Source organism: Klenkia sesuvii (genome assembly GCF_037083825.1).
Taxonomy (GTDB): Bacteria; Actinomycetota; Actinomycetes; order Mycobacteriales; family Geodermatophilaceae; genus Klenkia; species Klenkia sesuvii.
On sequence record NZ_JBAPLU010000003.1, the window covers coordinates 277,649 to 301,439 of the forward strand.

Consider the following 23,791-nt stretch of genomic DNA (forward strand, 5'->3'; position numbering starts at 1 on the left):
GTGGCGCTCGTGATCACGACAGGTACGAGCCACCGGGTCCGGGCATACTCGCAGGGTGACCGCAGGGACCGAAGCGACTCCATCAACCAGCGCAAACAGCGCTGACCAGGCGGTTTCCCTCCGCGCCGCCGACCTGGACCGGCTCCGCACGACGGTCAGCGACACCCTCGACGCGTTCCTGGCCGAGAAGCGGGCCGTGCTCGCCGGGATGGACGACGCGCTCGTGCCCGTGCTCGAGGAGGTGCGCGCGGTCGCCGAGGGCGGCAAGCGGTTGCGGCCGGCCTTCGCCTACTGGGGGTGGCGCGCCGTCTCCACCGCCCACCCCGAGGACGACACCGCCGTGCTGCGGGCCGTCGCCGCGCTGGAGTTCGTGCACGGCAGCGCCCTGGTGCACGACGACGTCATGGACGAGGCCACCACCCGCCGCGGTCGCCCGGCCACCCACGTGGGCTTCGCCGACCGGCACACCGAGCTCGGCCTGGACGGCGACCCCGCCCTCTTCGGCACCGGAGCGGCCATCCTCGTCGGCGACCTGGCCCTGGTGTGGTCCGACGAGCTGCTGCGCCGGTCGGGCATCTCGGCCGAGGCACTGGTGCGGGCCCGGCCGGTGTGGGACACCATGCGCACCGAGGTCACCGCAGGGCAGTACCTCGACCTCCTCCGGGCCGCCGGTGGCCTGCCCGGGCCCGGGGGTGCGCTCAAGGTCGCCCGCTACAAGAGCGCCGGCTACACCGTGCAGCGGCCGCTGCACCTGGGCGCGGCCATCGCCGACGCCGGCCCCGAGGTGGTCGAGGCCTACACCGCCATCGCGTTGCCGCTGGGCGAGGCCTTCCAGCTGCGCGACGACGTCCTGGGCGTGTTCGGCGACCCCCAGGTCACCGGCAAGTCCGCCGACGAGGACCTCCGCGAGGGCAAGCAGACCCTCCTGGTCGCCCTCACCGAGGCGGCGGCCGACGCCGAGGGCCGGGCGCTGCTGCGCCGGGTGCTGGGCGACGCCGGCTCCTCGGCCGGCGACCTCGACGCCGTCCGCGACCTGATGCGCCGGTCCGGCGCGGTCGAGCAGGTGGAGGACCGCATCACCACGCAGACCGCAGCCGCCCGCGAGGCCATCGCCGAGGCCCCCGTCCTCGACGACGCCCGCACCGCGCTCGACGCGCTGGCCGTCGCCGCGACCACCCGCACCACGTGAGGACCGTCCCCGGGCGCACCGACCGCGTCGTGGTCGTCGGCGCCGGCCTGGCCGGCCTGTCCGCTGCGCTCCGGCTGCGCGGCGCCGGTCGCGAGGTCACCGTCGTCGAACGCGGCCCCGGCCCCGGTGGCCGCGCCGGCCGGGTCGAGCGCGGCGGCTACGCCCTGGACACCGGCCCCTCGGTGCTCACCGCGCCCGGGCTGATCCGCGACGCGCTGGCCTGCGTCGGCGAGTCGCTGGAGGACCGCCTCGAGCTGCTGCCGCTGGAGACCACCTACCGCGCCCAGTACGCCGACGGCTCGACCATCGACGTGCACGCCGACCCGGCCGCCTTCGCCGCCGAGGCCGAGCGGGTCTGCGGGCCCGGCGCCGGCGAGGAGGTGCTGGCCTACCTGCAGCACATCCGCGACCTCGACCGCCTGCAGTGGGACGTCTTCATCGACCGCAACCTCGACTCCCCGCTCGACCTGGTCGGGCGCCCGGTGCTCGAGCTGGCCCGCCGGGGCGGCTTCGGCCGGCTGGCCCCGCACGTCGACCGCCGGCTGACCGACGACCGGCTGCGCCGGCTGTTCAGCTTCCAGGCGCTGTACGCCGGCGTCTCGCCGTTCCGGGCCATCGCCGCCTACGCCATCATCGCCGAGCTCGACATCGGCAAGGGCGTGTGGCACCCGGTCGGCGGCATCCACGCGGTGCCCGCGGCCCTGGCCGCCGCTGCCGCCGACGCCGGGGTGGTGTTCCGCTACGACACCGGCGCGGCCTCCCTCGACCTGCGCGACGGCCGAGCCGTCGGCGTCCGGCTCGACGACGGCGAGCTGCTGCCCGCCGACGCCGTCGTGGTGACCGTCGACCGTCCCGAGTCGCTCGTCCCCTCCCGCCGGCGGCGGGTGCGCCCCACCTACTCCCCCAGCTGCGTGGCCATCCACGTCGGGGTGCGCCAGGAGTTCGCCGACCGGGCGCACCACACGATCAGCTTCGGCGACTCGTGGCGCCAGGTCTTCGACGAGCTGACCGTCACCGGACGGCCCATGAGCGACCCCAGCCTGCTCATCTCGATGCCCAGCGCGACCGACCGCAGCCTCGCCCCCGACGGCGGCCAGGTGATCAGCATCGTGGCGCCCACCCCGAACCTCGACCTCGCCCCGGGCATCGACTGGCCGACGCTGGGGCCGCGCTACCGCGACGAGGTGCTGCAGACCATGGAGGCCCGCGGCTGGACCGGGCTCACCGGCTCGATCGAGGTCGAGGAGGTGCTCACCCCCACCGACTGGGCCGCCCAGGGCATGGCCGCCGGCACCCCGTTCGCGCTGGCGCACACCTTCGCCCAGACCGGACCGTTCCGGCCCTCGACCTACCCCCGCGGCGGGCCCGAGAACGTCGTGCTGGCCGGGTCGAGCGTGCAGCCGGGCGTCGGCGTCCCGATGGTGCTGGTCAGCGGCCGGCTCGCGGCACAGCGGATCACGGGGTGAGCGCACCGATGACCCCCGAGCTCACCGCCGCCTACGCCCGCTGCCGGGCGATCGCCGCCGAGCACGGCAAGAGCTACTTCCTGGCCACCCGGCTGCTCACCCCCGACCGCCGGCAGGCCATCCACGCGCTGTACGCCGCGGCGCGCGTGGCCGACGACATCGTCGACGTCGGCGCCGACCAGCCCGGCCGCGACCCCGAGGCCGAGCTGCTGGCCTGGTCGCAGGATGCGCTGCGCGCCGTCGAGACCGGGACGTCGACCGACCCCGTGCGGCTGGCGCTGGCCGACACCGTGCGCCGCTACGACATCCCCCGCGAGCACCTCGTCGACTTCCTGGCCGCCATGACCAGCGACCTCGACGTCGTCGGGTACGCGAACCTCGATGCGCTCGACCGGTACATGTGGGGCTCGGCGTCGGTCATCGGGCTGCAGGTGCTCCCGGTCCTCGGCACGGCCCGCGGGGTCAGCCGCGAAGAGGCCGCCCCGCACGCCATCGCGCTGGGCGAGGCCTTCCAGCTGACCAACTTCCTCCGCGACGTCGCCGAGGACGTCGACCGCGGCCGGGTCTACCTGCCCGCGGACCTGATGGCCGCGCACGGGGTCACCCGGGAGCAGCTGGCCGAGCGCCGGCACACCCCCGGGTTCACCGCGCTCATGCGCGAGATGGTCGACGTCGTGCGGCGCCGGTACGACGACGCCGCCCCCGGCACCCCGATGCTCGCGCCGGAGTCGCGGGACTGCGTGCGCGCGGCCACCGACCTCTACGGCGGGATCCTGCGGGAGATCGAGAAGGCCGACTACCGGGTGCTGGACGGCCGCGTGACGGTGGGCAAGCCCCGCCGCCTGGCCGTGTTCGCCCGGCGGCTCACCGGGGCGCAGGTCGCCCGCGCCCGGGTCGCGGTCAGAAGGCGAGGGCCTGCGCCCGTCGGGTGACCTCGGTGTGCCGGTCGTCGCGCAGCGCCTGGATCGGGGTGCCGGGCAGCGACTCGTCCTCCCGGAACAACCAGTCGAAGGCCTCCTGCTCGGAGAACCCGCCGTCGCCGAGCAGGGTCAGCAGGCCGGGCAGGTGCCGCAGCACCTCGCCGTCCTGGATTACGTCGACCGGGATCTTGCTGCGCCCGCTGCCGGGCAGGGCCAGGAGCTTGCCGTCGTTGACCAGCTGACGCACGCGGTTGGGCGAGACGCCGATCAGCTTCGCGACCTCTTGGGGGGTGTAGAACTCCACCCGATGAGTTTAGGTGGGTGAGGTGACCGGTCTGACCCAGCGGCGCCGCGGGCCCGACGAGCAGCCCCGACCCACCGACGCCGCGCCCCCCTACCTCGACCTCGACCTCCTCGAGGCCCGGGCCCGCACGTCCCTCGCGCCGGAGGTCTTCGACTACTACGCCGGCGGGGCCGGGGCCGAGGTGACCCTCGCCGAGGCGCCGCAGGCGTGGCGGTCGTGGCGGTTGCGGCCCCGCGTCCTCCGTGGGGTGGACCGCGCGGACCTGGGCACGACGCTGCTGGGCAGCCCCGTGCGCACCCCGGTCGGCGTGGCCCCCTGGGCCTACCAGGGCATGGCCCACCCCGACGGCGAGCTGGCCACCGCCCGGGCCGCCGCCGCCGTCGGCGCCCTCATGACCGTCTCCACCAGCGCCACCCGCTCGGTCGAGGAGGTCGCGGCGGCGGCCGCGGGGTCGCCGTCCTGGTTCCAGCTGTACCGCCAGCACTCCCCCGGGCACACCGACGACCTCGCCCGCCGGGCCGGCGACGCGGGTTACCGCGCCCTGGTGCTCACCGTCGACCTGCCCGTCCTGGGCCGGCGCCGACGCGACCTGCGGCACGACTTCGCCCTGCCCGCGGGGCTGCGGATGGCCAACCAGCCCGGCCCCGGGTCGGCCGCGCCGGAGCCCGGACCGCCCTGGACGACCGCCGACATCGGCCGCTTCGCCGAGCTCAGCGGGCTGCCCGTGGTGGTCAAGGGCGTGCTGCGCGGGGACGACGCGGTCGCCTGCGTGCGGGCCGGGGCGTCGGCGGTCTGGGTCTCCACGCACGGCGGCCGCCAGGCCGATCTCGTCGTCCCCAGTGCCCATGCCCTGCCCGAGGTGGTCGACGCGGTGCGTGGCGAGCCCGCGCCCGACGGCACCGACGTCGAGGTCTACGTCGACGGCGGCGTGCGCAGCGGCGTCGACGCCCTGGTGGCCCTCGCACTCGGGGCGCGGGCGGTGTTCCTCGGGCGGCCGGTGGTGTGGGGCCTGGCCACCGGTGGGGCCGACGGGGTCGCCGAGGTGCTGGCCGGCGTATCGGCCGAACTGGCGCACGCCCTGCTGCTCTGCGGTGCCGCCGGACCCGCCGACACCGGCCCCGACCTGCTCGTGCGGGCCGGCTGGCCGCCCCGGTGACAGGCCGGCAGTGACGCAGGCGGCCCGCGTCGTTCGGCCGGGGTGCTGGCCTGCGCTCGTATGCTCGCCACCGTGGACACCGCCGTGACCGACCCCGTGCTGGGGCTGGTCCTGGAGGGGCGCTACCGGCTCGAGGAACGGATCGCGCGCGGCGGCATGTCCACCGTCTACGCCGCCACCGACCTGCGGCTGCACCGCGAGGTCGCGGTGAAGGTGATGGTCGAGCACCTGGCGCACGACCCGGCCTTCGTCGACCGGTTCATCCGCGAGGCCCGGGCCGCGGCGATGCTCAGCCACCCCAACGTCGTCGGCGTCAGCGACCAGGGCAGCGACCAGGGCCTGGTCTACCTGGTGATGGAGCTGGTGCGCGGCCGGACGCTGCGCGACCTGCTGCAGGCCCGCGGCCGGCTCACCGTCGGCGAGGCCTTCGCCGTCCTGGAACCGGTGCTGGCCGGGTTGACCGCGGCGCACCGGGCCGGCATCGTGCACCGCGACATCAAGCCCGAGAACGTGCTGATCTCCACGTCGGGCCAGGTCAAGGTGGCCGACTTCGGGCTCGCCCGGGCCGTGGCCGGCACCGGGCACACCAGCCACACCGGCGGGGTGCTCATCGGCACCGTCGCCTACCTCTCCCCCGAGCAGCTCGAGCGGGGCCGCTCCGACGCCCGCTCCGACGTCTACGCCGCCGGCGTCGTCCTCTACGAGCTGCTCACCGGCCACCCGCCCTACGCCGGGGACACCCCGCTGGCGGTGGCCTACCAGCACGTGCACCACGACGTCCCGCCCCCCTCGGCGGAGACGCCGTCGGTGCCCTGGCAGGTCGACGAGCTGGTCGGGCGCACCACGCGGCGCGACCCCGGTGCCCGGCCGCTGGACGCCGGGGCGTTCCTCGCCGAGCTCGAGCAGCTGCACCGCGACCTCGGCCTGGGCCGCACCCCGGTGCCCACCGGACGCGCCGCCCCGGCCACCGACACCCTGCGCCCGGTGAACCGGCCCTCGTCCGCCCGCCCGGGCACCGATCCGCGGACCGAGGTCATCCCCCCGCACCGCGGCGGGGGCCGCACCGCCCTGGTGCCGATGCCCCCCACGGGCGCGGTCGGCGGTCGGCGTCCGCCACCCCACCAGACCACGGCCCGTCCGCTGCCGCGGGTCGGGGTGCCCGAGCACATCCGCCGTCGCCGGGTGCGCTTCGCCGTCACGATCGTGCTGCTGCTGGCGGTGACCGTGGGGGCGGTCGGCTGGTGGCTGGGGTCGGGACGCTGGACCGAGGTGCCGGCCGTGTCGGGTCAGGGCCAGCAGCAGGCGATCGGCTACCTGCAGGAGGCCGACCTCGACCCCGTGGTCACCGAGGAGTTCAGCGAGGACGTCCCCGCCGGCACGGTGATCTCCGCGGACCCCACCGACGGCGCGCGGATCATCATCGGCAGCGACGTCGAGCTGGTGGTGTCCCGGGGGCCTGAGCGGTTCACCGTCGACGGCGCCCTGGTCGGCCTGCCCTACGAGGAGGCCTCCGCCGCCGTCCAGGCGCTGGGCGGTGACCTCGAGGTGGTGCGGGCCGACGGCCGCAGCGACGACGTCGCCGTCGGCTCCGTCATGTCGGTCGACCCCGCGCCGGGCACCGAGCTGCGCCGCGGCGACACCGTCACCCTGACCGTCGCGGTCGGGCCGGCCACGGCCGAGGTCCCCGACCTCGTGGGCGCCGACCCCGACGAGGCACAGGCCCAGCTCGAGGAGCAGGGCTTCCTCGTCCGGCTGGCCGAGGGCCGCAGCAACGACGTGCCGGCGGGCCAGGTCATGGGCGTGTCCCCCTCCGGCACCCAGCCCTACGGGCAGACCGTCACCCTCACCGTGTCCCAGGGCAAGGTGCAGGTGGTCGTCCCCGACGTCACCGGCAAGAGCCTGGCCGACGCCACCGCGGCGCTCGAGGACGCCGGGTTGCAGGTCACCTCCAGCACCTTCATCACCGGGGACCGCGTGGTGCGGCAGAGCCCGGCCGCCGGCCAGACGGTGGACCAAGGCACCACGGTGTCGGTGCTGCTCAGCTTCCTGTGACCGGGCCGGGCGCCGTCGGTGCGCACGTACCGGTGAAGGGTGGGCTGGCCACCGGCGGCCCCGCCGGCTGCGCGGAGCGAGGGGTGCCCTCGTCCATCCACACCCCGTACCTGGTCATCGTGTGCTCCCCCGGCCCGGCGACCGTCGTTGGCCTCGCGCCCCACGTCGACGCGTTCGACCACCACCCGGGGACATCGCGCTGCTGCGCGGACTGCGCGCCACGGCCGCCTGTCCGACCCGAGCGCACCCGAGCGGGCCCGCCGACGTCCGACCGCCCGGTTCCGACGTCGCCCTGACCTGCATGAACACCGTGTTGGGGGATCGATCCCAGAGCGCAGAGTCTTTCGCACAGGTCACTAGCCGTGTTCAGGTGTGCACACCTGAACCCCGGCTGTGCCAGCCCGGGGCACCCGTCCCACCCCAGGAGCGACGCCCGTGCAGACCCACTCTCCGGCCCGTCCGGTCGCCGTCGCCGCGATCGCCGCACTGGCCACCGCCGGCATCGCGGCCACCGCCGGCACCGCCGCCGCCGACCCCCTCGAGTCCCCGGCCCTCGGCAGCTACATCGTCACGCTCGACCCCGACACCGTCACCACCCAGGCCGTCGACCTCACCGAGTCCCTCGGCGGCGAGATCACCCACGTCTACGAGTACGCGCTGACCGGCTTCGCCGTCACGCTCCCCACCGCCCTGGCCGACCGGTTGCCCGGGCTGCCCGGGGTCGTGGCCGTCGAGGCCGACCAGCCCGTCCACGTCGCCGCCACCCAGAGCGGCGCCACCTGGGGCCTGGACCGCACCGACCAGCGCTCCCTGCCGCTGTCGAGCAGCTACAGCTACTCGGCCACGGGCGCCGGCACCACGAGCTACATCATCGACACCGGCATCAACCTCGGGCACCCGGACTTCGGCGGGCGCGCGGTCACCGGGTACGACGCCGTCGACGGCGGCCCGGCCGAGGACTGCCAGGGCCACGGCACCCACGTCGCCGGCACGGTCGGCGGGTCGACCTACGGCGTCGCCAAGCAGACCAGCCTGGTCGCCGTCCGGGTCCTCGACTGCGACGGCAGCGGCACGACCTCCGGGGTCATCGCCGGCGTCGACTGGGTCACCGCCGACCACCAGGCCGGGGAACCAGCCGTCGCGAACATGAGCCTGGGCGGCGGCACCTCCACCGCACTCGACCAGGCCGTGCAGCGGTCGATCGACGACGGCGTCAGCTACGCGGTGGCGGCCGGCAACGGCAACGCCCTGGGCATCCCGGTCGACGCCTGCGGGCAGTCCCCCGCCCGCGTCGCCGGAGCCCTCACCGTCGGCGCCTCCGACCGGCAGGACCGGCCCGCCTCGTTCAGCAACGACGGCTCGTGCGTCGACCTCTTCGGCCCCGGGGTGGACATCACCAGCGACTGGATCGGCTCCTCGACGGCGACCACCACCATCAGCGGCACCTCGATGGCCACGCCGCACGTCGCCGGCGTCGTCGCGCTGTACCTGCAGGGCAACCCGGGGGCCAGCCCGGCCACCGTGGCCGCCGAGATCACCTCGAACGCCACCCAGGGAGCGGTCTCCAGCAGCACCGCCGGCGGCGACCTCCTGTTCAGCGACTACTGAGCTGTGCACACTGCGATCCTGCGGATCGCACCGCGGCCAGCGTCCGTCCCCGGCGGGCGTTGAGCCGTTGCTCGTGTTCCGGTCGGGAGGCCTCCGGCCCCCGCGACCGGAACACGCCGAGTTCACGGCCGTGCCCGACCTGGTGGCCGCCGTCCCCTCGGGCGGCGGCTTCCGGGGTTCTACAACAACCCGGAGATGACCTCGGCGGCCCGGTCGACGGCGGCGTCGTCGACGTCGAGGTGGGTCAGCAGCCGCACCCGCGTGGCCGACACCTCGCTGACCAGGACCCCCTGGGCCTTGGCGGCGGCGGCCAGCATCGGGGCCGCGACGCCGTCGAGCACCACCATGTTGGTGTGCACGGTGGCCGGGTCGACGCCCAGCCGCTCGGCCAGGGTGCGCGCCCGGGCGTGGTCATCGGCCAACCGCTCGACGTGGTGGTCCAGCGCGTGCCGACCGGCCGCGGCCAGGACGCCGACCTGGCGCATGCCACCACCCAGCCGCTTGCGCCACAGACGAGCCTCCGCGATGCGCTCGGCGGAGGCGACCAGCACCGAGCCCACCGGAGCGCCCAGCCCCTTGGACAGGCAGACCGAGGCGGTGTCGGCCAGCCGCCCGTAGGTGTCCAGCGGCACCCCGGAGGCCACCGCGGCGTTCCAGATGCGCGCGCCGTCGAGGTGCACCGCGACACCGGCGTCGCGGGACCAGGCCCAGAGCTTCTCCAGCTCCGCCAGTGGCTGCACCAGCCCGCCGGCACGGTTGTGCGTGTTCTCCACCGCGACGGCCGCGGTGGGCGTGAGGTGCCAGTTGCCGAAGGGCCGCACCTGCGCGATCAGCTGGTCGGCGCTCAGCACCCCGCCCTCGCTCACCACCGTGCGGGTGGAGAGCCCGAACACCGCGGCCGCGGCACCCATCTCGTAGGTGACCACGTGCGCCTCGGCGTCCCCGAGCACCTCCTGGCCGGGCTGGCAGACCAGCCGCATGCCGATCTGGTTGCCCATCGTCCCCGAGGGCACGAACATGGCCGCCTCGTGCCCGAAGAGCGCGGCGACCCGCTCCTCCAACTCGTTGACCAGCGGGTCCTCGCCGTAGACGTCGTCGCCGACCTCGGCGTCGGCCATCGCCCGGCACATGGCCGGGGTCGGCTTCGTGACGGTGTCGCTGCGCAGGTCGACCAGGCCGTCCCCCGCCTCAGCCACGCAGCATCTCCGCGACGAGGAACGCGAGCTCCAGGGACTGACCGGTGTTCAGCCGCGGGTCGCAGGCGGTCTCGTACCGGCTGCCGAGGTCCTCGTCGCTGATCTCCATCGCCCCGCCGAGGCACTCGGTGACGTCCTCGCCGGTGAGCTCGACGTGGATGCCGCCGGGCCAGGTGCCCAGCCCGCGGTGGACGTCGAAGAACCCCAGCACCTCGTCGACGACGCGGTCGAAGTGGCGGGTCTTGTAGCCCGAGGTCGACTCGTGGGTGTTGCCGTGCATCGGGTCGCACTGCCACACGACCTGGTGGCCGCTGGCGGTCACCTTCTCCACGATGGCCGGCAGGACGTCGCGGATCTTGCCGTTGCCCATGCGGCTGATGAGCGTGAGCTTGCCCGGCAGCCCCTCGGGGTCCAGCCGCTCGACCAGCTCGACCGCCTGCTCGGGGGTGGTGGTCGGGCCGATCTTCACCCCGACCGGGTTGGCCAGCCTCGACGCGAACTCGATGTGCGCGCCGTCCATCTGGCGGGTGCGCTCACCGACCCAGACGAAGTGGGCGGAGAGGGCGTAGGGCCGACCCTCGTGCAGGCGCATCAGGGCCCGCTCGTAGTCCAGGATGAGCGCCTCGTGGCTGTTGAACAGCTCGACGCTGCGCAGCGCCGAGTCGTCGACCCCGCAGGCACGCATGAAGCCCAGCGCCCGGTCGATCTCGCGGGCGATCACCTCGTACCGCACGCCGGCCGGGGAGGAGGCGACGAAGTCCTGGTTCCAGTTGTGCACCGCGTGCAGGTCGGCCAGGCCCCCGCGCGCGTAGGCCCGGATCATGTTCATCGCCGCGGCCGAGTTGGCGTAGGCGCGCACCAGCCGGTTCGGGTCGGGGATGCGCTGCACCGGGTCGGGGTCGAAGGAGTTGACCATGTCGCCGCGGTAGGAGGGCAACCCGAGCGCGTCGATGTTCGAGCTGCGCGGCTTGGCGTACTGCCCGGCGACGCGGCCGACCTTGACCACCGGGACGCTGGCGCCGTAGGTGAGCACGACGGCCATCTGCAGCAGCGTGCGGGTGGTGGCCTGCAGGTGCGGCTCGGTGTTCAGGTCGAAGGTCTCGGCGCAGTCACCGCCCTGCAGCAGGAACGCCTTGCCCTGCGCGACGTCGGCCAGCTGGGCGCGCAGGGCGTCGACCTCGCTGGGCGCCACGATGGGCGGGACGGAGGAGAGGGTGGCCAGGACGGCGTCGAGCGCAGCCCGGTCGGGCCACTCGGGCTGCTGCGCAGCGGGCAGCTCGCGCCACCTGTCCAGGCCCGGGACCAGCTCGGCGGGTTCGGTCAGACTCACGAGGGAAGGGTACGGCGGGCCGGGGACGCCCCGGTCCACAGCCCGACGAGAGGAAGCCATGACTCGCCTGATCACCGTGACCGGCGCCACCGGAGCCCTGGGCGGCCGGGTCGCCCGGCTGCTGGCCGAGCAGGTCGCCGACCACGACGCCCACCTCCGGCTGGTGGTGCGCGACCCCTCCCGCACCCCGCAGCTGCCCGGGACCGAGGTCGTGGGCCACCCCGGCGGGTACGCCGACGAGGCCGGGTTCACCGCCGCGCTGGCCGGGACGCACACCCTGTTCCTGGTCAGCGCCGCCGAGGCCGTCGACCGCACCGAGCAGCACCTGTCCGCCGTCCGGGCCGCCGTGGCCGCCGGGGTCGAGCGCATCGTCTACACGTCGTTCCTCGGCTCGGACGACGGCGCCACGTTCACCCTCACCCGCACGCACGCCGCCACCGAGGCCGCGCTCGGCGACACCGGCCTGCGCACGACGGTGCTGCGCAACTCGATGTACTCCGACTTCGTGCCCTTCTTCGCCACCCCCACCGACGACGGCGGCGCGGTGATCGCCGCACCCGCCGGCGACGGCGCGGCCTCGTTCGTGTCCCGGGACGACGCCGCCGAGGTGGCGGCGGCGGTGCTGCTGCGCGACCACCCGAGCACCGACGGACGGGTGCTCGACGTGACCGGCCCCGAGGCGCTGACGCTGGGCCAGGCCGCCGCCGTGCTGACCGAGGTGACCGGGCGCCCGGTCCGCTACGAGGCGCAGACCGTCGAGCAGGCGTGGGCGACCCGCCGCCCCAGCGGCGCGCCGGACTGGGAGGTGGAGGGCTGGGTCACCAGCTTCACCGCGATCGCCGCGGGCGAGTTGGCCGTGGTGAGCGACGTGGTGCGGTCCTTCACCGGCCACCCGGCGACGACGGTGCGCGCGCACCTGGAGCGCCACCCCGAGGACTGGGCCAGCCTGCGGCGCTGATCCCGCTGGATGTGACCAGCTGCGGTGTCCCGGCCGGCGGACACCGCAGGTCGTCACATCGAGCGGCCGGCCTGCACCTCCCGCCAGACGGCCAAGCCGTGCCGGGCGTCCACCAGCGCGTCGTGGGCGTCCGGCGACTTCGGCGGGAGCGGCGGTGACCCGGCGTCCTCCCACAGCTGCTTGAGCTCCCGGGTGAACCGGGGCACCGCGCGCGGCAGCGCGGGCATGGCACCCCAGAGCTGGCACAGCGCGACGTGGTCGTAGGCGGCGATCCACGCCCACAGCTGGACCTCCTCGCCCGGGCCGGTGAGGAAGTCCAGCAGCGAGTCGCGGATCTGCGCCCGGGTGCGCCACGCCTTGTCCGCCGGCGGGGGCAGCTTGTCCAGCACGTTGCGGCGCACCCACGGGATGGCCCTCGCCGGGTCGAACTCGGTGGAGACGGCGTAGAACTCGCGCCCGGTCTCGTCGACCACGCCGATGGACACCAGGTCGATCGTCGTCCCGTCCTCGATGAACTCGGTGTCGTAGAAGTAGCGGCGCACCCCGGCAACCCTAGGTGGACCCGGCCAGGACGTCGGTGCCGGTGCGGTGAGTTGATCTCCGCCCCGCCCGAGCCCGCCAACGCCTGCGCAGCCTCGTCGCGGTGGTCACCCACCGGCTCGACGTCCGCGATGCCCTCGCCGCCACCCACCCGGCCGGTGGAGCGACGTGGCGCCCGCTGCCCTCCCCCACCGGTGATCACGGAGCTGGGACGCAGCCAGGACGGCGTGCCGCGCACCCAGGTCCGTGATCACCGGGCGGAAGGCTCAGGCCTACCGGGCCGACCGGCCGCGCTCGACGGAGTTGGCGCCGAACTCCTCGCCGCCCAGCGCCGCGATCTCGCGCTCCAGCTGCGGGACGGCGGTCCTGGCCTGGGCGAGCACGAGCTTCTCCCCCACCGCGCCGACGACGGCCTGCCGCCAGGCGGCGAACAGGCCCACCGAGCGGGGCACGAACACCCGCCGACCGCGGGTCTCGAGGTTGCGCAGCAGCGCGTCGGCGCAGTCGGACACCGAGGTGTAGGAGCCCAGCGGCCCGGGGAGCCGGTCGAGGGTGGCCTTGAACGTGGGCAGCGCGGCCTTGGTGTCGCGCACCATGTCGGTGTCGATCCACACCGGGTGGGCGCTGGCGACGGTGACCCCGCGGTGGGCGACCTCCAGGCGCAGCACGTCGCCGAACCGCTCGAGCCCGGCCTTGGCCGCGCAGTAGGCCGAGAGCCCGGGCAGCACGGAGAACGCCGCGGCCGACGAGATCAGCAGCACGTGGCCCCGCCGCTTCGAGATCTCGGGCAGGGCGGCGTGCGCGGTGAGCATCGCGCCGGTCAGGTTCACCTCGATGGTGCGGGCCAGCGCCCGCGCCGACGCCGTCGCCACCGTGTTCATGGGCGCGATGCCGGCGTTGGCGACCACGACGTCGAGCCCGCCGAACACGTCGGCCGCACGGGCGACCGCGGCGGCCATCGCGTCGGCGTCGGTGACGTCGGCCTCGACCCAGAGGTGCTCGGGTCCCAGCTCGGCGGCGACCGAGGCCAGCAGGTCGGGCTCGAGCCCGACCAGGGCCACGCGGGCCCCGCGGGCGGCGGCCTTGCGCGCGAGCTCGGCGCCGATGCCGCGGGCCGCGCCGGTGATCAGCACGGCCTGGCCGGCCAGCGAGCGGGGGTTGGTGGTCCTGCGGGCCATGGGTGGGCTCCTCGTCGTCGAGTTGCTGTTGAGCACTGCTCAACAGATGTGTACCTTGTTGAGCGTTGCTCAGCAAGCCGTCAGCAAGGGAGCCGACCGGTGACCAGCACGATCGAGAAGACCCATCCGGCGGGCACCGCCGTCCGCGAGGTGCACGTCGCCGTCATCGGGTCCGGGTTCGCCGGGCTCGGCATGGCGATCCGGCTGCGCGAACAGGGCATCGAGGACTTCGTCGTCCTCGAGCGCGGCGAGGACGTCGGGGGCACGTGGCGCGACAACAGCTACCCCGGTGCGGCCTGCGACGTGCAGTCCAACCTCTACTCGTTCTCCTTCGCGCCCAACCCCGAATGGCCGCGCACCTACTCCGAGCAGCCCGAGATCTTCGCCTACCTGCGCGACGTCGCCGACCGGTACGGCCTCCGCGACAAGCACGTGTTCGGCGCCGAGGTCACCGCCGCCACCTGGGACGACGACGCCCGGCGCTGGCACGTCGAGACCACCGCCGGGGACTACCGCGCGAAGGTCCTGGTGTCGGGCGCCGGCGCGCTGGCCGACCCCTCCTTCCCCGACATCCCGGGCATCGAGAGCTTCGCCGGCACCGTCATGCACACGGCCCGCTGGGACCACTCCCACGACCTCACCGGAGACCGCGTGGCCGTCGTCGGCACCGGCGCCTCGGCCATCCAGGTCGTGCCGGCCATCCAGCCGCAGGTCGGCTCGGTGGCGGTCTACCAGCGCACGCCCCCGTGGGTCATCCCCCGCGGCGACCGGCCCACCACGCCGTTCGAGCGGTCGCTGTACCGCCGCTTCCCCGCCGTCCAGCGGGCGGTGCGCGGTGCGCTGTACGCCGGCCGCGAGTTCCTGGTGTTCGGCATGGCCAAGAACCGGCGGTGGCTGGCCCCGGTGCAGAAGCTCGCCCGCACCCACCTGGAGCGCCAGGTGCGGGACCCGCAGCTGCGCGCCGCGGTCACCCCCGACTACACGATCGGCTGCAAGCGCATCCTGATCAGCAACGACTGGTACCCGGCGATCTCCGCGCCCAACGCCGAGGTGGTCACCGCCGGGATCGCCGAGATCCGGCCGCACTCCGTGGTCACCCGCGACGGGGTCGAGCGGCCCACCGACACCCTCGTGCTGGCCACCGGCTTCCACGTCACCGACCTGCCGATCGCGCACCGCATCCGGGGCCGCGACGGGCGCAGCCTGGCCGAGGTCTGGGACGAGGGCATGGTGACCAACCGCGGTTCGACCGTCGCCGGCTTCCCGAACCTCTTCCTGCTGGTCGGCCCCAACGTCGGCGTCGGGCACACCTCGATGGTCTACATGATCGAGTCGCAGGTGGCCTACGTCGGCGAGGCGCTGCGGGCCATGGCCGTCGAGGGGCTGGCCACGCTGGAGACCACCCCGGCCGCGCAGGAGGCCTACCGCGAGCTCATCGCCGAGCGCTCGCGGGGCACCGTGTGGCTCGGCGGCGGCTGCGGGTCCTGGTACCTGGACAGGCACGGGCACAACACCACGCTGTGGCCCGACTTCACCTTCCTGTTCCGCCGGCTCACCAAGACCCTCGACCGGGAGAACTACGTGGGGACGACGGAGCGCGAGACCGCGGGGGTGGCCGCGTGACCGCGGCGGCCATCTCCACCGACGCCGGCACGGTGCAGCACACCGTCCACGCCGTCCGCGCCGTCGACGGCGCCCTGCTGCACGCCACCGTCGACGGCTCGCCCGAGGCTCCGGTGACCGTCGTCCTCGCGCACGGCTGGACCCTCGCGCGGGCCTCCTGGGACGACGTCGCCGCCCTGCTGGCCCCCGACGTGGCCGCCGGCGCGCTGCGCCTGGTGCGCTACGACCAGCGCGGGCACGGCCGATCCACCTGGGGCGACACCGACCCGGTGTCGATCGACCTGCTCGGCGAGGACATGGCGACGATCCTGGCCGAGCTGGCCCCGACCGGGCCGGTGGTGCTGGGCGGGCACTCGATGGGCGGCATGACGATCATGGCGCTGGCCGCCGCGCACCCCGAGCTCGTCGGCGAGCGCGTGGTCGGCGTGGCCCTCGTGGACACCTCGGCCGGGCAGCTGTCCCACCCGCCGCGCAACCTGATGGAGCGGCTGCAGGAGCGTGCGCTGCCGGGCCTGGGTGCCTGGGCGGTCGCCCACTCCCGGCGCGTCGAGGGTTGGCGCCGCCTGGTGCCGCCGACCCACCCGCGGCACCGCAGCATCGTGCGCGGCGTCCTCTACGGCCGCGACGCCACCGACGAGATGGTCGCCCGGGGTGCGGAGATCATGGCCGGGTCCTCGATCCGCGCGTTCGTCGCCTTCTACCCCGCACTCGGCGCCCACGACAAGGCGCAGGCCCTGGCCGAGCTCGGCACGGTGCCGGTGGAGATCCTGGTCGGCGACACCGACAAGCTCACCCCGGTGAAGCACTCGGGGCGCCTGGCTGCGGCCATCCCGACCGCGCACCTGCAGATCGTGCCCGGCTGCGGCCACATGCTGCCGCAGGAGCGCCCCGATCTGGTGACCGACGCGATCCGCCGGTTGCTGCCGGCGCGGTGACGACGCGGTGACGGCGGCCCGGCGGACCGCCGCCGATCGGCGGGCCCAGCTGGTGGAGATCGGCCTGGAGCTGTTGCCCACCACCCGGGTGCCGGAGCTGACGGTCGACGAGGTGGCGCGGCGGGCGGGCATCAGCCGCAGCCTGCTGTTCCACTACTTCGCCACCAAGACCGACTACATCGACGCCGTCACGACGGCGGCCGCGGACCTGCTGTGCAGCCACGTGCTGGCGGTGCCGGGCGACATGGCCGGCATGCTCGACCGCTTCGTCAGCTGGGTGGAGACCTACCGGGACAGCTACGTCGCGTTCGTGCGCGGGGCGGTGGGCGGCGATCCGGCGGTCGCCGACGTGTACACCCGGGCGCGCGAGCGGCTGGTCGACGGCACGCTGGCCGCCGTCGGCCTGCCCGACGACCCGCGCCACCGCCAGCTCGTGCGCTCGTGGTTCGCCTTCACCGAGGACCTGGTGATCGGCTGGACGGCCGACCCGACCCTGACCCGGGACGAGGTGCTCGGCCTCGCCTCGGACGTGCTGGCCCGGATCACCACCCGCTGAGCCGGCCGGCGACGCCCGGAGGGGCCCGTCAGCCGGCCAGGGACGACGGGAGCCGGTCGGCCGCCTCGTGCGGTGGCGGTTGCAGGCGGCCCACCACCTCGACGGCGCTGGCCCCCGTGGTGTCCATGGACTTCTTCACCTTGGCGCCGTAGAGGTCGACGTACTCCTGACCCGACAGCAGCATGATCTCGTACATGATCTCGTCGGTGATCGAGCGCTCGACGAACCGGTCACCGCTCAGGCCGTCGTAGCGGGAGAAGTCCAGCGGCTCCCCGATGACGACGTCGACCCGGGTGAGCGTCGTGCCCAGCACGGTGACGCTGCGGCCGGGGACCATCGCGACCGGGATGACCGGGCAGCCGGTCTCCAGCGCCATGCGCGCCACCCCGGTCTTGCCGCGGAAGAGCCGGCCGTCGGGCGAGCGGGTGCCCTCGGGGTAGATGCCCAGCAGCTTGCCCTCGCGCAGGATCCGCGTGCCGGTGCTCAGCGCGTTCTCGGCCGCGTCGGCGCTCGTGCGGTCGATCGGCACCTGACCGCTGCCGCCGAAGAAGACCCGCTGCAGGAACCCCTTCACCCCGGGGGCGGTGAAGTACTCGGCCTTGGCCAGGAACGTCACCCGCCGCCGCAGCACCAGCGGCATGAAGATCCAGTCCGAGGCGGCCAGGTGGTTGCTGGCCAGGATCGCCGCACCCCGGCGCGGCACGTTCTGCGCCCCGGTGACCTGCGGACGGAACACCAGACGCACGACCGGCCCGATGGCCACGTGCTTGAGGAACCAGTAGAACAACGCGCCTCCCTCGGCAGCTGTCAGACTAAGGAGGACCGGGGCCGCGGGGCAATCGCGGGTCCGGTCCGGCCCCGCCCCCTGGACAACGAGCCGGTGGCCGACGACGCTTCGGTCCGTGCACGGGAGGCCAGCATGACCGCACGGCGCGGCCGTCGGGACAACGGTCTCGACGCCCCCCTCTGGCACCCGCTGCGCGACGTCGACCCCCGGGTGGGCGAGCACCTGCTCGACGTCCTGCGCGACGAGGGCATCGCCGCCTACCTGGCGCCCTCCACCGACGACGGTCCCTACACGCGCACCCAGTTCCTGCCCTCGCCGCCCACCGACCGGCTGTTCGTCGACCGCGCCCGCCGGGCCGACGCCCGCACGCTGGTGGACTCGCACGCCGACGAGCACCTGCCCACCGCCCCGACCCCGCGCCGACGCCGCACGGACCGGGCCGAGGACGCCGCCGCCACCGACGCCGAGTTCGCCCGCATCGTCGCGGCCTGGCAGGCCGAGGAGCGGGCGCAGGCCGCCGCGGCCGGCGACGGGGTCCAGGACGGGGGCAGGGACGGGGGCAGGGACGGCGCCCAGGACAGCGCCCAGGACAGGGCCCACGACGAGTTCCGCGACGAGTTCCGCGACGGGGCTCCGGCCCGGCGCGGCGAGCCGGTCGACGACGAGCTCGACGACGCCGGCCCGCCCGCCCCGGCCGAGGTGCCCGTCCTCGACCGGCCCGACGAGCACTTCGAGCCCCCGCCGCCGCCACCCATCCCGGTGCTGGCCCCCGCCTCGCTCTACGCGCTGCTGCTCATCGCCGCCGGCGCGGTCTGCATCATCGCGCCGGGGGCGATCGGGCTGAGCCTGGACGTCGGCATCGTCATCGGCGTCCTGGCCGTGGTGGGCGGGGTCGCCGTCCTGGTGTCGCGCATGCGCGACCGCACCGACGACGACGGCGACGGCGCCGTCGTCTAGCGCGCCGTCACCGCGCCCGCGGTGACCACCCCGGGTCGGTTGCTGCCTCCCCGTCCGGGTGACCGCCGTGGACCCGTGCTGATCTCGTGCTCTACGCCGCGCCCTCGTGGACGGCGAGGCGGACGAGGTCCGCGGCGCCGACCAGGCCGGCCTGGGCACCGAGCTGGGCGCCCACGACGGTGGGCCCGGGGCGGAACCCGCGGCCGGGCAGCGCCCGTTCCAGCCGGTCACGTGCCGGGCCCAGCACCATCTCCCCCAGCACGCTGACACCACCGCCGATGACCACGACGTCGGGGTCGAGGATCGCGGCCATGTCGGCGATCCCCTGGCCCAACCAGGTGCCGACCTCGGCCAGCAGCTCGAGGGCGAGCGGGTCACCGGCCTTGGCGGCGGTGGCGACGTCCACGCCGGTGAGCCGCTCGGCCCGGCCACCCACCCGCTCCAGCAGCAGCGCAGCGGCGGCCGGCGAGCTGGTGGCCACCTCGCGGGCGGTGAGACCCAGGGCGTTGCCCGAGGCGTACTGCTCCCAGCACCCGCGGTTGCCGCAAGCGCACAGCCGTCCGTCGGGCACCACGCGCATGTGCCCCCACTCCCCCGCCACCCCGTGCGCACCGCGCTGCAGCCGGCCGTCGATGACCATGCCGCCGCCGATGCCGGTGCCCAGTGTGATCATCACGGCGAGGTCCGACCCTTGGGCGGCGCCGTAGCGGTACTCCGCCCAGGCCGCGGCGTCGGCGTCGTTGCCCACCCAGAGCGGTCGCTGCAGCCGGTCGGTGAGGTCCTGGCGCAGCGGCTGGTTGCGCCAGGCCAGGTGCGGGCTGAAGAGCACCGTGTCGCCGGTGCGGTCGAACCACCCGGCGGCCCCGACGCCGACGCCGACCAGCGGCCCGCCGTGGGCCTCGGCCAGCTCGTCGACCACGGCGGCGATGGCGTCCTCGGTGGCGCGCACCGACGCGCCGGGCGTGGCCCGCCGGGCGGTCGAGCTGATGGTGCCGTCGGGCAGGACGACGCCGCCGGCCACCTTCGTGCCACCGATGTCGATGCCGATCGCCGGCAGGTCGTGCGGGGAGCTCATGCCACCTCGATGCGTTGCACGGGGGCGGGCGCGGGCGCCGGCCCGGGGTCGGGGTCGCCGGCACCGCGGGGCGTGGCGTCGGCGGATGTGGCGTCGGCGGATGTGGCGTCGGCGGTCGTGGCGTCGGTGGTCGTGGCGTCGCCGGATGTGGAGGCAGCTGTCCCGTCGGCGGGGCGGGACAGCGTGCGCAGCGCCCCGGACGCGGCGGCGAGCACGTCGGCCAGCGCCTCGGACAGGTCCGGACGCCGACCGCGCAGCACCGCCAGCGCCGTGCAGACCGGGCAGCTGCGGCACTCGGCGGCGTGGTCCTCACCGGCCGCGGACCCCACGTCGGCCACGAACCCGCCGAGACCGCCGAGACCGCCGGGCAGACCCTCCACCAGCCCGCGCAGCTGCTCGGCCCACGGCGGTTCGGGCCCGGTCACCGGGCGACCTCGGCGGCCAGCAGGTCGGCGGGCCACTGGGTGGGGTCGGCGGCGAAGCGCACGCGCAGGGCGGCGCCCGGCGAACCGGGGTCGGTGACCGCCGCCGCGGTCACCGTGCACCGCCGCAGCAGCGGGTCCAGCGGCAGCGACCGGCGCAGGCCGGCGGTGCCCACCACCAGCTCGTCCCCCCAGCGGGTCAGGTCGACCTCGCCCCGGCCGGCGTAGGGCAGCGGCACGGTCAGCTCCCAGCCGGCCTCCCCGCGGTGGGGCAGCGGGGTCAGCGGCCCGGTGGGCGCGGCCGGTGCCACCGCCGCACCCAGGGCACGCAGTCCCTCGACGTCCGACGGCGACCGCGGCGCCTCGACCACCTCGGCCGGCTGCACCCCGGCCGCCCGCAGCGCAGCCTTGACGTCGTCCTGCTGCTCCCGGCGCGCCTGTCCCCACGACCCGGTCGACGGCGGCACCACCCGGGCCAGGGTGACCGAGGCCAACCGGTGGCCGAGCAGGCCGAGACCCGCGCCGGCGCGGCGCAGCGCCGGCAGGGCCCGGTCGTCGGGGGCCAGCACCAGGTGCACCTCCGGCCCGGCGGGTACCGAGCCCAGGGCCGCCTCGAGCGCGCTGGCCGCCGCGAGGGCGGCCTCAACGGCGCCGGGCCGGCTGCGGGTCAGGGCGCGCACCGAGGCCAGCACCCGCAGCCGCGGCGGGGCCAGCTGGGCCAACCACCACCGTGCGGCGTGCGGCAGGGCCAGGACGGCGGTGGCCCGCTCGAGCGGCCCGGCGTCCAGCACGACGTCGACGTCCCCGGCGGCCAGCCGCCCCCACTCGGTCAGCAGGGCGACCTCGTCGACCCCGGGCAAAGGCACCACCGAGGAGGAGGGCGGCAACGCGAGCGCCGGCACCAGCGCGGCCAGCTGGTCCAGGTGCGCACCCCAGGCCGCCTCGGCCGACTCGACGGGGGCCACGACGCGCACCACGACCCGCTCGGCCACCGCGGGCACCGCGGGGGCGTGCGTCGTCAGCAGCGCCACCGGCCGCCCCGCGTCGGCGAGTGCGAGCGCGGTGGCCGCGGCCACGGTGCTGGACCCGGCCCCGCCGGGGCCGGTGACGACGAGGGTGCGCACCGGTGGGTCAGGCCTCGACGCGCTTCTTGAGCTCCTTGAGCGCGGTGTCGAGGATGACCTTCTCGGCCTTGCGCTTGATCATGCCGAGCATCGGGATGGACAGGTCGATGCTGATCGCGTAGGTCACCTCGGTGCGCCCGCCGGACTCGACCAGGGTGTAGCTGCCGTCCTGCCGCTTCTGCATCTGGCCCTGCACCAGGGTCCAGCTGACCTGCCGGTCGCCGTCCCAGGTGTAGGCGAGCACGTAGTCGTCCTTGACCGCACCGGCGTCGAGCACGAAGTGCACCTGCTCGGCGCGGCCGTCGGCACCGGTGCTGAGCACCTCCACGGTCTGCGCGGCCGACACCCACTCGGGGTAGGCCGGGAAGTCGGCGACCACGGCCATCACGGCGGACGCCGGTGCGTCGATCACGATGGACTGGGTGGACTGGTCGGCCATGCGCGCAGGGTAGTCGCCGGGCGGTCGGCAGCGCCCTCCGGTGCAGGTCACCTACTCACGAGTAGGCAGGCCCCGGTAACCTGTCCCTCCACGATCCCGCGTCCGCAGGCCGGCGACGAGGCTGGCCCTCCGCGCGGGGAGGAGAGGACCGGCGTGCGCGAGCTGAGCGTTCCCCCCACCTACCAGGTGAAGCCCGACGAGGCGATCCCCGACCTGCTGGCGGCCAACCTGCGCGACGTGCCCGACCGCACCGGTCTGCGGGTGCAGCGCTCGCCCGGTCAGTGGGTCGACGTCACCTACCGCGAGTTCGGCGCGCAGGTGGCCGGCGTCGCCAAGGGCCTCATCGCCAGCGGCATCCAGGCCGGTGACCGCGTCGCCCTGCAGGCCCGCACCCGGTACGAGTGGACGGTGCTCGACTTCGGCATCTGGGCCGCCGGGTGCGTCGTCGTCCCCGTGTACGAGACCTCCAGCGCCGACCAGGTCGCCTGGATCCTGTCCGACAGCGGCGCCACGGCCGCCTTCGTGGAGAAGCAGGAGCACGCCGACACCGTCGAGTCGGTGCGGGGCGAAGCCCCCGACCTCGGCCCGGTCTGGGTCATCGAGGACGACGTCCTGGCCACGCTGGCCGCGGCCGGCGCCGACGTCCCCGACAGCGAGCTCGAGGCGCGCCGGGCCACCCTGGGCTCCGACAGCCTGGCCACGCTGATCTACACCAGCGGCACCACCGGCCGGCCGAAGGGCTGCGAGCTGACCCACGGCAACTTCCTGTTCGAGATCAACAACGGCATGTCCCTGCTGGGCCGCTTCCTCAACGTCGACGGCTCGCTGCTGCTGTTCATCCCGCTGGCCCACGTGCTGGCCCGGGTGCTGCAGGTCGGTGCGTTCAAGACCCGCACGGTGCTGGGGCACACCTCCGACATCAAGGACCTCGTCGCCGACCTGGGCACGTTCCAGCCCACCTTCGTGCTGGCCGTGCCCCGGGTGTTCGAGAAGGTCTACAACCAGGGCAAGGCCACGGCCGACGAGGGCGGCAAGGGCAAGGTCTACGACAAGGCCGCCCAGGTCGCCATCGACTGGTCCCGGGCGCAGGACGGGAAGGGCGCCGGGTTCGGGCTCACCGCCGCGCACAAGGTGTTCGACCTGCTGGTGTACCGCAAGCTGCGGTCGGCGCTGGGCGGCCGGTGCATCGGGGCGGTGTCCGGCGGCGCCCCGCTGGGCGAGCGCCTGGGCCACTTCTTCCGCGGCGCCGGCGTCACCGTGTACGAGGGCTACGGCCTCACCGAGACCACCGCGGCGGCCGCGGTCAACCACGACACCGCCTTCAAGATGGGCACCGTCGGCCGCCCGCTGCCGGGCACCGACGCCGCCATCGCCGAGGACGGCGAGGTGCTGCTGCGCGGCGGCATCGTGATGCGCGGCTACTGGAAGAACGAGAAGGCCACCAGCGAGGCCATCGACGCCGACGGCTGGTTCCACACCGGTGACATCGGCGAGCTCGACGACGAGGGCTTCCTGAAGATCACCGGTCGCAAGAAGGAGATCCTGGTGACCGCCGGCGGCAAGAACGTCGCCCCGGCCGGCTTGGAGGACCGCATCCGGGCCCACGCCCTGGTCAGCCAGACCATCGTCGTCGGCGACGGCAAGCCCTTCATCGGGGCGCTCATCACCCTCGACGAGGAGGCCCTGCCGGCCTGGCTCAAGCTCAAGGGCAAGGACCCCTCCCTCTCCGCCGCCGACCTCGCCGACGACCCCGACGTGCGGGCCGAGCTCGAGGCCGCGGTGGCCGCGGCCAACACGTCTGTCTCGCACGCCGAGAGCATCCGCAAGTTCCGGGTGCTGGGCACCGACTTCACCGAGGCCAACGGCACCCTGACGCCGAGCATGAAGCTCAAGCGCAACGTGGTGCTCAAGGAGTACGCCGACGAGGTCGAGGCGCTCTACGCCAAGGCGCCCGCCGCCTCCTGACGCCGTCCGCC

22 protein-coding genes are annotated in these 23,791 nt (G+C 74.9%); 12 read left to right on the top strand and 10 right to left on the bottom strand.

Translation table 11 applies throughout. From position 1 onward, the window contains the following. Positions 1 to 55 precede the first annotated feature (55 nt). The 3 genes from TEK04_RS04865 to TEK04_RS04875 are packed head-to-tail and all read left to right on the top strand — an operon-like array spanning position 56 to position 3,587. Positions 56 to 1,189, top strand: a complete 1,134-nt coding sequence (locus TEK04_RS04865; RefSeq protein WP_336403188.1) for a polyprenyl synthetase family protein — start codon at positions 56 to 58, stop codon at positions 1,187 to 1,189. Then, complete coding sequence (crtI, locus tag TEK04_RS04870; protein WP_336403189.1) at positions 1,186 to 2,655, top strand: phytoene desaturase family protein; 1,470 nt, start codon at positions 1,186 to 1,188, stop codon at positions 2,653 to 2,655. Before TEK04_RS04865 ends, crtI begins: the two co-directional genes overlap by 4 nt. Next, positions 2,652 to 3,587 carry a phytoene/squalene synthase family protein gene (locus TEK04_RS04875; protein ID WP_336403190.1) on the top strand — a complete coding sequence of 312 codons (936 nt, stop codon included), beginning with the start codon at positions 2,652 to 2,654 and terminating at the stop codon, positions 3,585 to 3,587. The genes crtI and TEK04_RS04875 overlap by 4 nt, the downstream gene beginning before the upstream one ends. Here the strand turns inward: TEK04_RS04875 and TEK04_RS04880 are convergent. Then, positions 3,556 to 3,879, bottom strand: a complete 324-nt coding sequence (locus TEK04_RS04880; RefSeq protein ID WP_336403191.1) for an Rv2175c family DNA-binding protein — start codon at positions 3,877 to 3,879, stop codon at positions 3,556 to 3,558. The two genes, TEK04_RS04875 and TEK04_RS04880, sit on opposite strands and share 32 nt — an antisense overlap. Before the next feature lie 22 nt (positions 3,880 to 3,901). Here TEK04_RS04880 and TEK04_RS04885 point away from each other — a divergent pair, with 22 nt between their 5' ends. From TEK04_RS04885 to TEK04_RS04895, 3 genes are all read left to right on the top strand, one after another. Further along, complete coding sequence (locus TEK04_RS04885) at positions 3,902 to 5,035, top strand: alpha-hydroxy acid oxidase (protein ID WP_336403192.1); 1,134 nt, start codon at positions 3,902 to 3,904, stop codon at positions 5,033 to 5,035. A gap of 72 nt (positions 5,036 to 5,107) precedes the next feature. Beyond that, positions 5,108 to 7,087 (top strand): Stk1 family PASTA domain-containing Ser/Thr kinase, encoded by a 1,980-nt coding sequence (gene pknB, locus TEK04_RS04890; protein WP_336403193.1) that lies wholly within the window; start codon positions 5,108 to 5,110, stop codon positions 7,085 to 7,087. A 435-nt stretch (positions 7,088 to 7,522) separates the two neighbouring features. Beyond that, positions 7,523 to 8,695, top strand: coding sequence for a S8 family peptidase (locus TEK04_RS04895; RefSeq protein ID WP_336403194.1), 1,173 nt, complete (start codon positions 7,523 to 7,525; stop codon positions 8,693 to 8,695). Between the two features lie 179 nt (positions 8,696 to 8,874). Here the strand turns inward: TEK04_RS04895 and TEK04_RS04900 are convergent, their stop codons facing one another. Together TEK04_RS04900 and TEK04_RS04905 are read right to left on the bottom strand one after the other, a co-directional pair. Continuing rightward, positions 8,875 to 9,891 carry a threonine aldolase family protein gene (locus TEK04_RS04900; protein WP_336403195.1) on the bottom strand — a complete coding sequence of 339 codons (1,017 nt, stop codon included), beginning with the start codon at positions 9,889 to 9,891 and terminating at the stop codon, positions 8,875 to 8,877. Then, complete coding sequence (locus TEK04_RS04905) at positions 9,884 to 11,221, bottom strand: class II 3-deoxy-7-phosphoheptulonate synthase (RefSeq protein ID WP_336403196.1); 1,338 nt, start codon at positions 11,219 to 11,221, stop codon at positions 9,884 to 9,886. Before TEK04_RS04905 ends, TEK04_RS04900 begins: the two co-directional genes overlap by 8 nt. A 58-nt stretch (positions 11,222 to 11,279) precedes the next feature. Here TEK04_RS04905 and TEK04_RS04910 point away from each other — a divergent pair, with 58 nt between their 5' ends. Continuing rightward, the gene (locus tag TEK04_RS04910; protein ID WP_336403197.1) at positions 11,280 to 12,179 is read left to right on the top strand and encodes an NmrA family NAD(P)-binding protein; all 900 of its coding nucleotides are present in this window, start codon (positions 11,280 to 11,282) and stop codon (positions 12,177 to 12,179) included. A gap of 53 nt (positions 12,180 to 12,232) precedes the next feature. Here TEK04_RS04910 and TEK04_RS04915 read toward each other — a convergent pair whose 3' ends face one another. Both TEK04_RS04915 and TEK04_RS04920 read right to left on the bottom strand, forming a co-directional pair. Further along, the gene (locus TEK04_RS04915; RefSeq protein WP_336403198.1) at positions 12,233 to 12,721 is read right to left on the bottom strand and encodes a polyadenylate-specific 3'-exoribonuclease AS; all 489 of its coding nucleotides are present in this window, start codon (positions 12,719 to 12,721) and stop codon (positions 12,233 to 12,235) included. Positions 12,722 to 12,991: 270 nt separating this feature from the next. After that, a complete protein-coding gene (locus tag TEK04_RS04920) occupies positions 12,992 to 13,897 on the bottom strand; it encodes a short-chain dehydrogenase/reductase (protein WP_336403199.1) in 906 nt (301 codons plus the stop codon). A 99-nt stretch (positions 13,898 to 13,996) separates the two neighbouring features. Between TEK04_RS04920 and TEK04_RS04925 the strand changes: the two genes are divergently transcribed. The 3 genes from TEK04_RS04925 to TEK04_RS04935 are packed head-to-tail and all read left to right on the top strand — an operon-like array spanning position 13,997 to position 17,011. Next, positions 13,997 to 15,520, top strand: coding sequence for a flavin-containing monooxygenase (locus TEK04_RS04925; protein WP_336403200.1), 1,524 nt, complete (start codon positions 13,997 to 13,999; stop codon positions 15,518 to 15,520). Further along, positions 15,517 to 16,455, top strand: coding sequence for an alpha/beta fold hydrolase (locus TEK04_RS04930; RefSeq protein WP_336403201.1), 939 nt, complete (start codon positions 15,517 to 15,519; stop codon positions 16,453 to 16,455). Before TEK04_RS04925 ends, TEK04_RS04930 begins: the two co-directional genes overlap by 4 nt. A gap of 7 nt (positions 16,456 to 16,462) precedes the next feature. Then, positions 16,463 to 17,011, top strand: a complete 549-nt coding sequence (locus TEK04_RS04935) for a TetR/AcrR family transcriptional regulator (protein ID WP_336403202.1) — start codon at positions 16,463 to 16,465, stop codon at positions 17,009 to 17,011. A gap of 28 nt (positions 17,012 to 17,039) precedes the next feature. On the opposite strand, the gene TEK04_RS04940 is transcribed toward TEK04_RS04935, so the two are convergent. Beyond that, the gene (locus TEK04_RS04940) at positions 17,040 to 17,798 is read right to left on the bottom strand and encodes a lysophospholipid acyltransferase family protein (protein ID WP_336403203.1); all 759 of its coding nucleotides are present in this window, start codon (positions 17,796 to 17,798) and stop codon (positions 17,040 to 17,042) included. Between the two features lie 132 nt (positions 17,799 to 17,930). On the opposite strand from TEK04_RS04940, the gene TEK04_RS04945 reads away from it, so the two are divergent. Then, positions 17,931 to 18,755 carry a hypothetical protein gene (locus TEK04_RS04945; protein ID WP_336403204.1) on the top strand — a complete coding sequence of 275 codons (825 nt, stop codon included), beginning with the start codon at positions 17,931 to 17,933 and terminating at the stop codon, positions 18,753 to 18,755. A 91-nt stretch (positions 18,756 to 18,846) separates the two neighbouring features. Here TEK04_RS04945 and TEK04_RS04950 read toward each other — a convergent pair whose 3' ends face one another. Genes TEK04_RS04950 through TEK04_RS04965 form a run of 4 tightly spaced genes read right to left on the bottom strand, consistent with a single transcriptional unit; the run spans position 18,847 to position 21,815 of the window. Continuing rightward, entirely contained in the window at positions 18,847 to 19,830 is a 984-nt protein-coding gene (locus TEK04_RS04950) for an ROK family protein (protein ID WP_336403205.1), read from the bottom strand. Further along, entirely contained in the window at positions 19,827 to 20,255 is a 429-nt protein-coding gene (locus TEK04_RS04955; protein WP_336403206.1) for a hypothetical protein, read from the bottom strand. The genes TEK04_RS04950 and TEK04_RS04955 overlap by 4 nt, the downstream gene beginning before the upstream one ends. Continuing rightward, positions 20,252 to 21,376 carry an ArsA family ATPase gene (locus TEK04_RS04960; protein WP_336403207.1) on the bottom strand — a complete coding sequence of 375 codons (1,125 nt, stop codon included), beginning with the start codon at positions 21,374 to 21,376 and terminating at the stop codon, positions 20,252 to 20,254. Before TEK04_RS04960 ends, TEK04_RS04955 begins: the two co-directional genes overlap by 4 nt. Positions 21,377 to 21,383: 7 nt before the next feature. After that, positions 21,384 to 21,815, bottom strand: a complete 432-nt coding sequence (locus TEK04_RS04965; protein ID WP_336403208.1) for an SRPBCC family protein — start codon at positions 21,813 to 21,815, stop codon at positions 21,384 to 21,386. 153 nt (positions 21,816 to 21,968) lie between these two features. On the opposite strand from TEK04_RS04965, the gene TEK04_RS04970 reads away from it, so the two are divergent. Continuing rightward, on the top strand, positions 21,969 to 23,780 hold the full coding sequence (locus tag TEK04_RS04970; protein ID WP_336403209.1) for an AMP-dependent synthetase/ligase: 1,812 nt from the start codon (positions 21,969 to 21,971) through the stop codon (positions 23,778 to 23,780). Positions 23,781 to 23,791 lie beyond the last annotated feature (11 nt).

Excerpts from the sequence above, each read along its gene's own strand:
- TEK04_RS04910 (WP_336403197.1), top strand. The coding sequence starts at position 11,280 with ATGACTCGCCTGATCACCGTGACCGGCGCCACCGGAGCCCTGGGCGGC.
- TEK04_RS04920 (WP_336403199.1), bottom strand. The coding sequence starts at position 13,897 with ATGGCCCGCAGGACCACCAACCCCCGCTCGCTGGCCGGCCAGGCCGTG.
- TEK04_RS04945 (WP_336403204.1), top strand. The coding sequence starts at position 17,931 with ATGACCGCACGGCGCGGCCGTCGGGACAACGGTCTCGACGCCCCCCTC.
- TEK04_RS04950 (WP_336403205.1), bottom strand. The coding sequence starts at position 19,830 with ATGAGCTCCCCGCACGACCTGCCGGCGATCGGCATCGACATCGGTGGC.
- TEK04_RS04965 (WP_336403208.1), bottom strand. The coding sequence starts at position 21,815 with ATGGCCGACCAGTCCACCCAGTCCATCGTGATCGACGCACCGGCGTCC.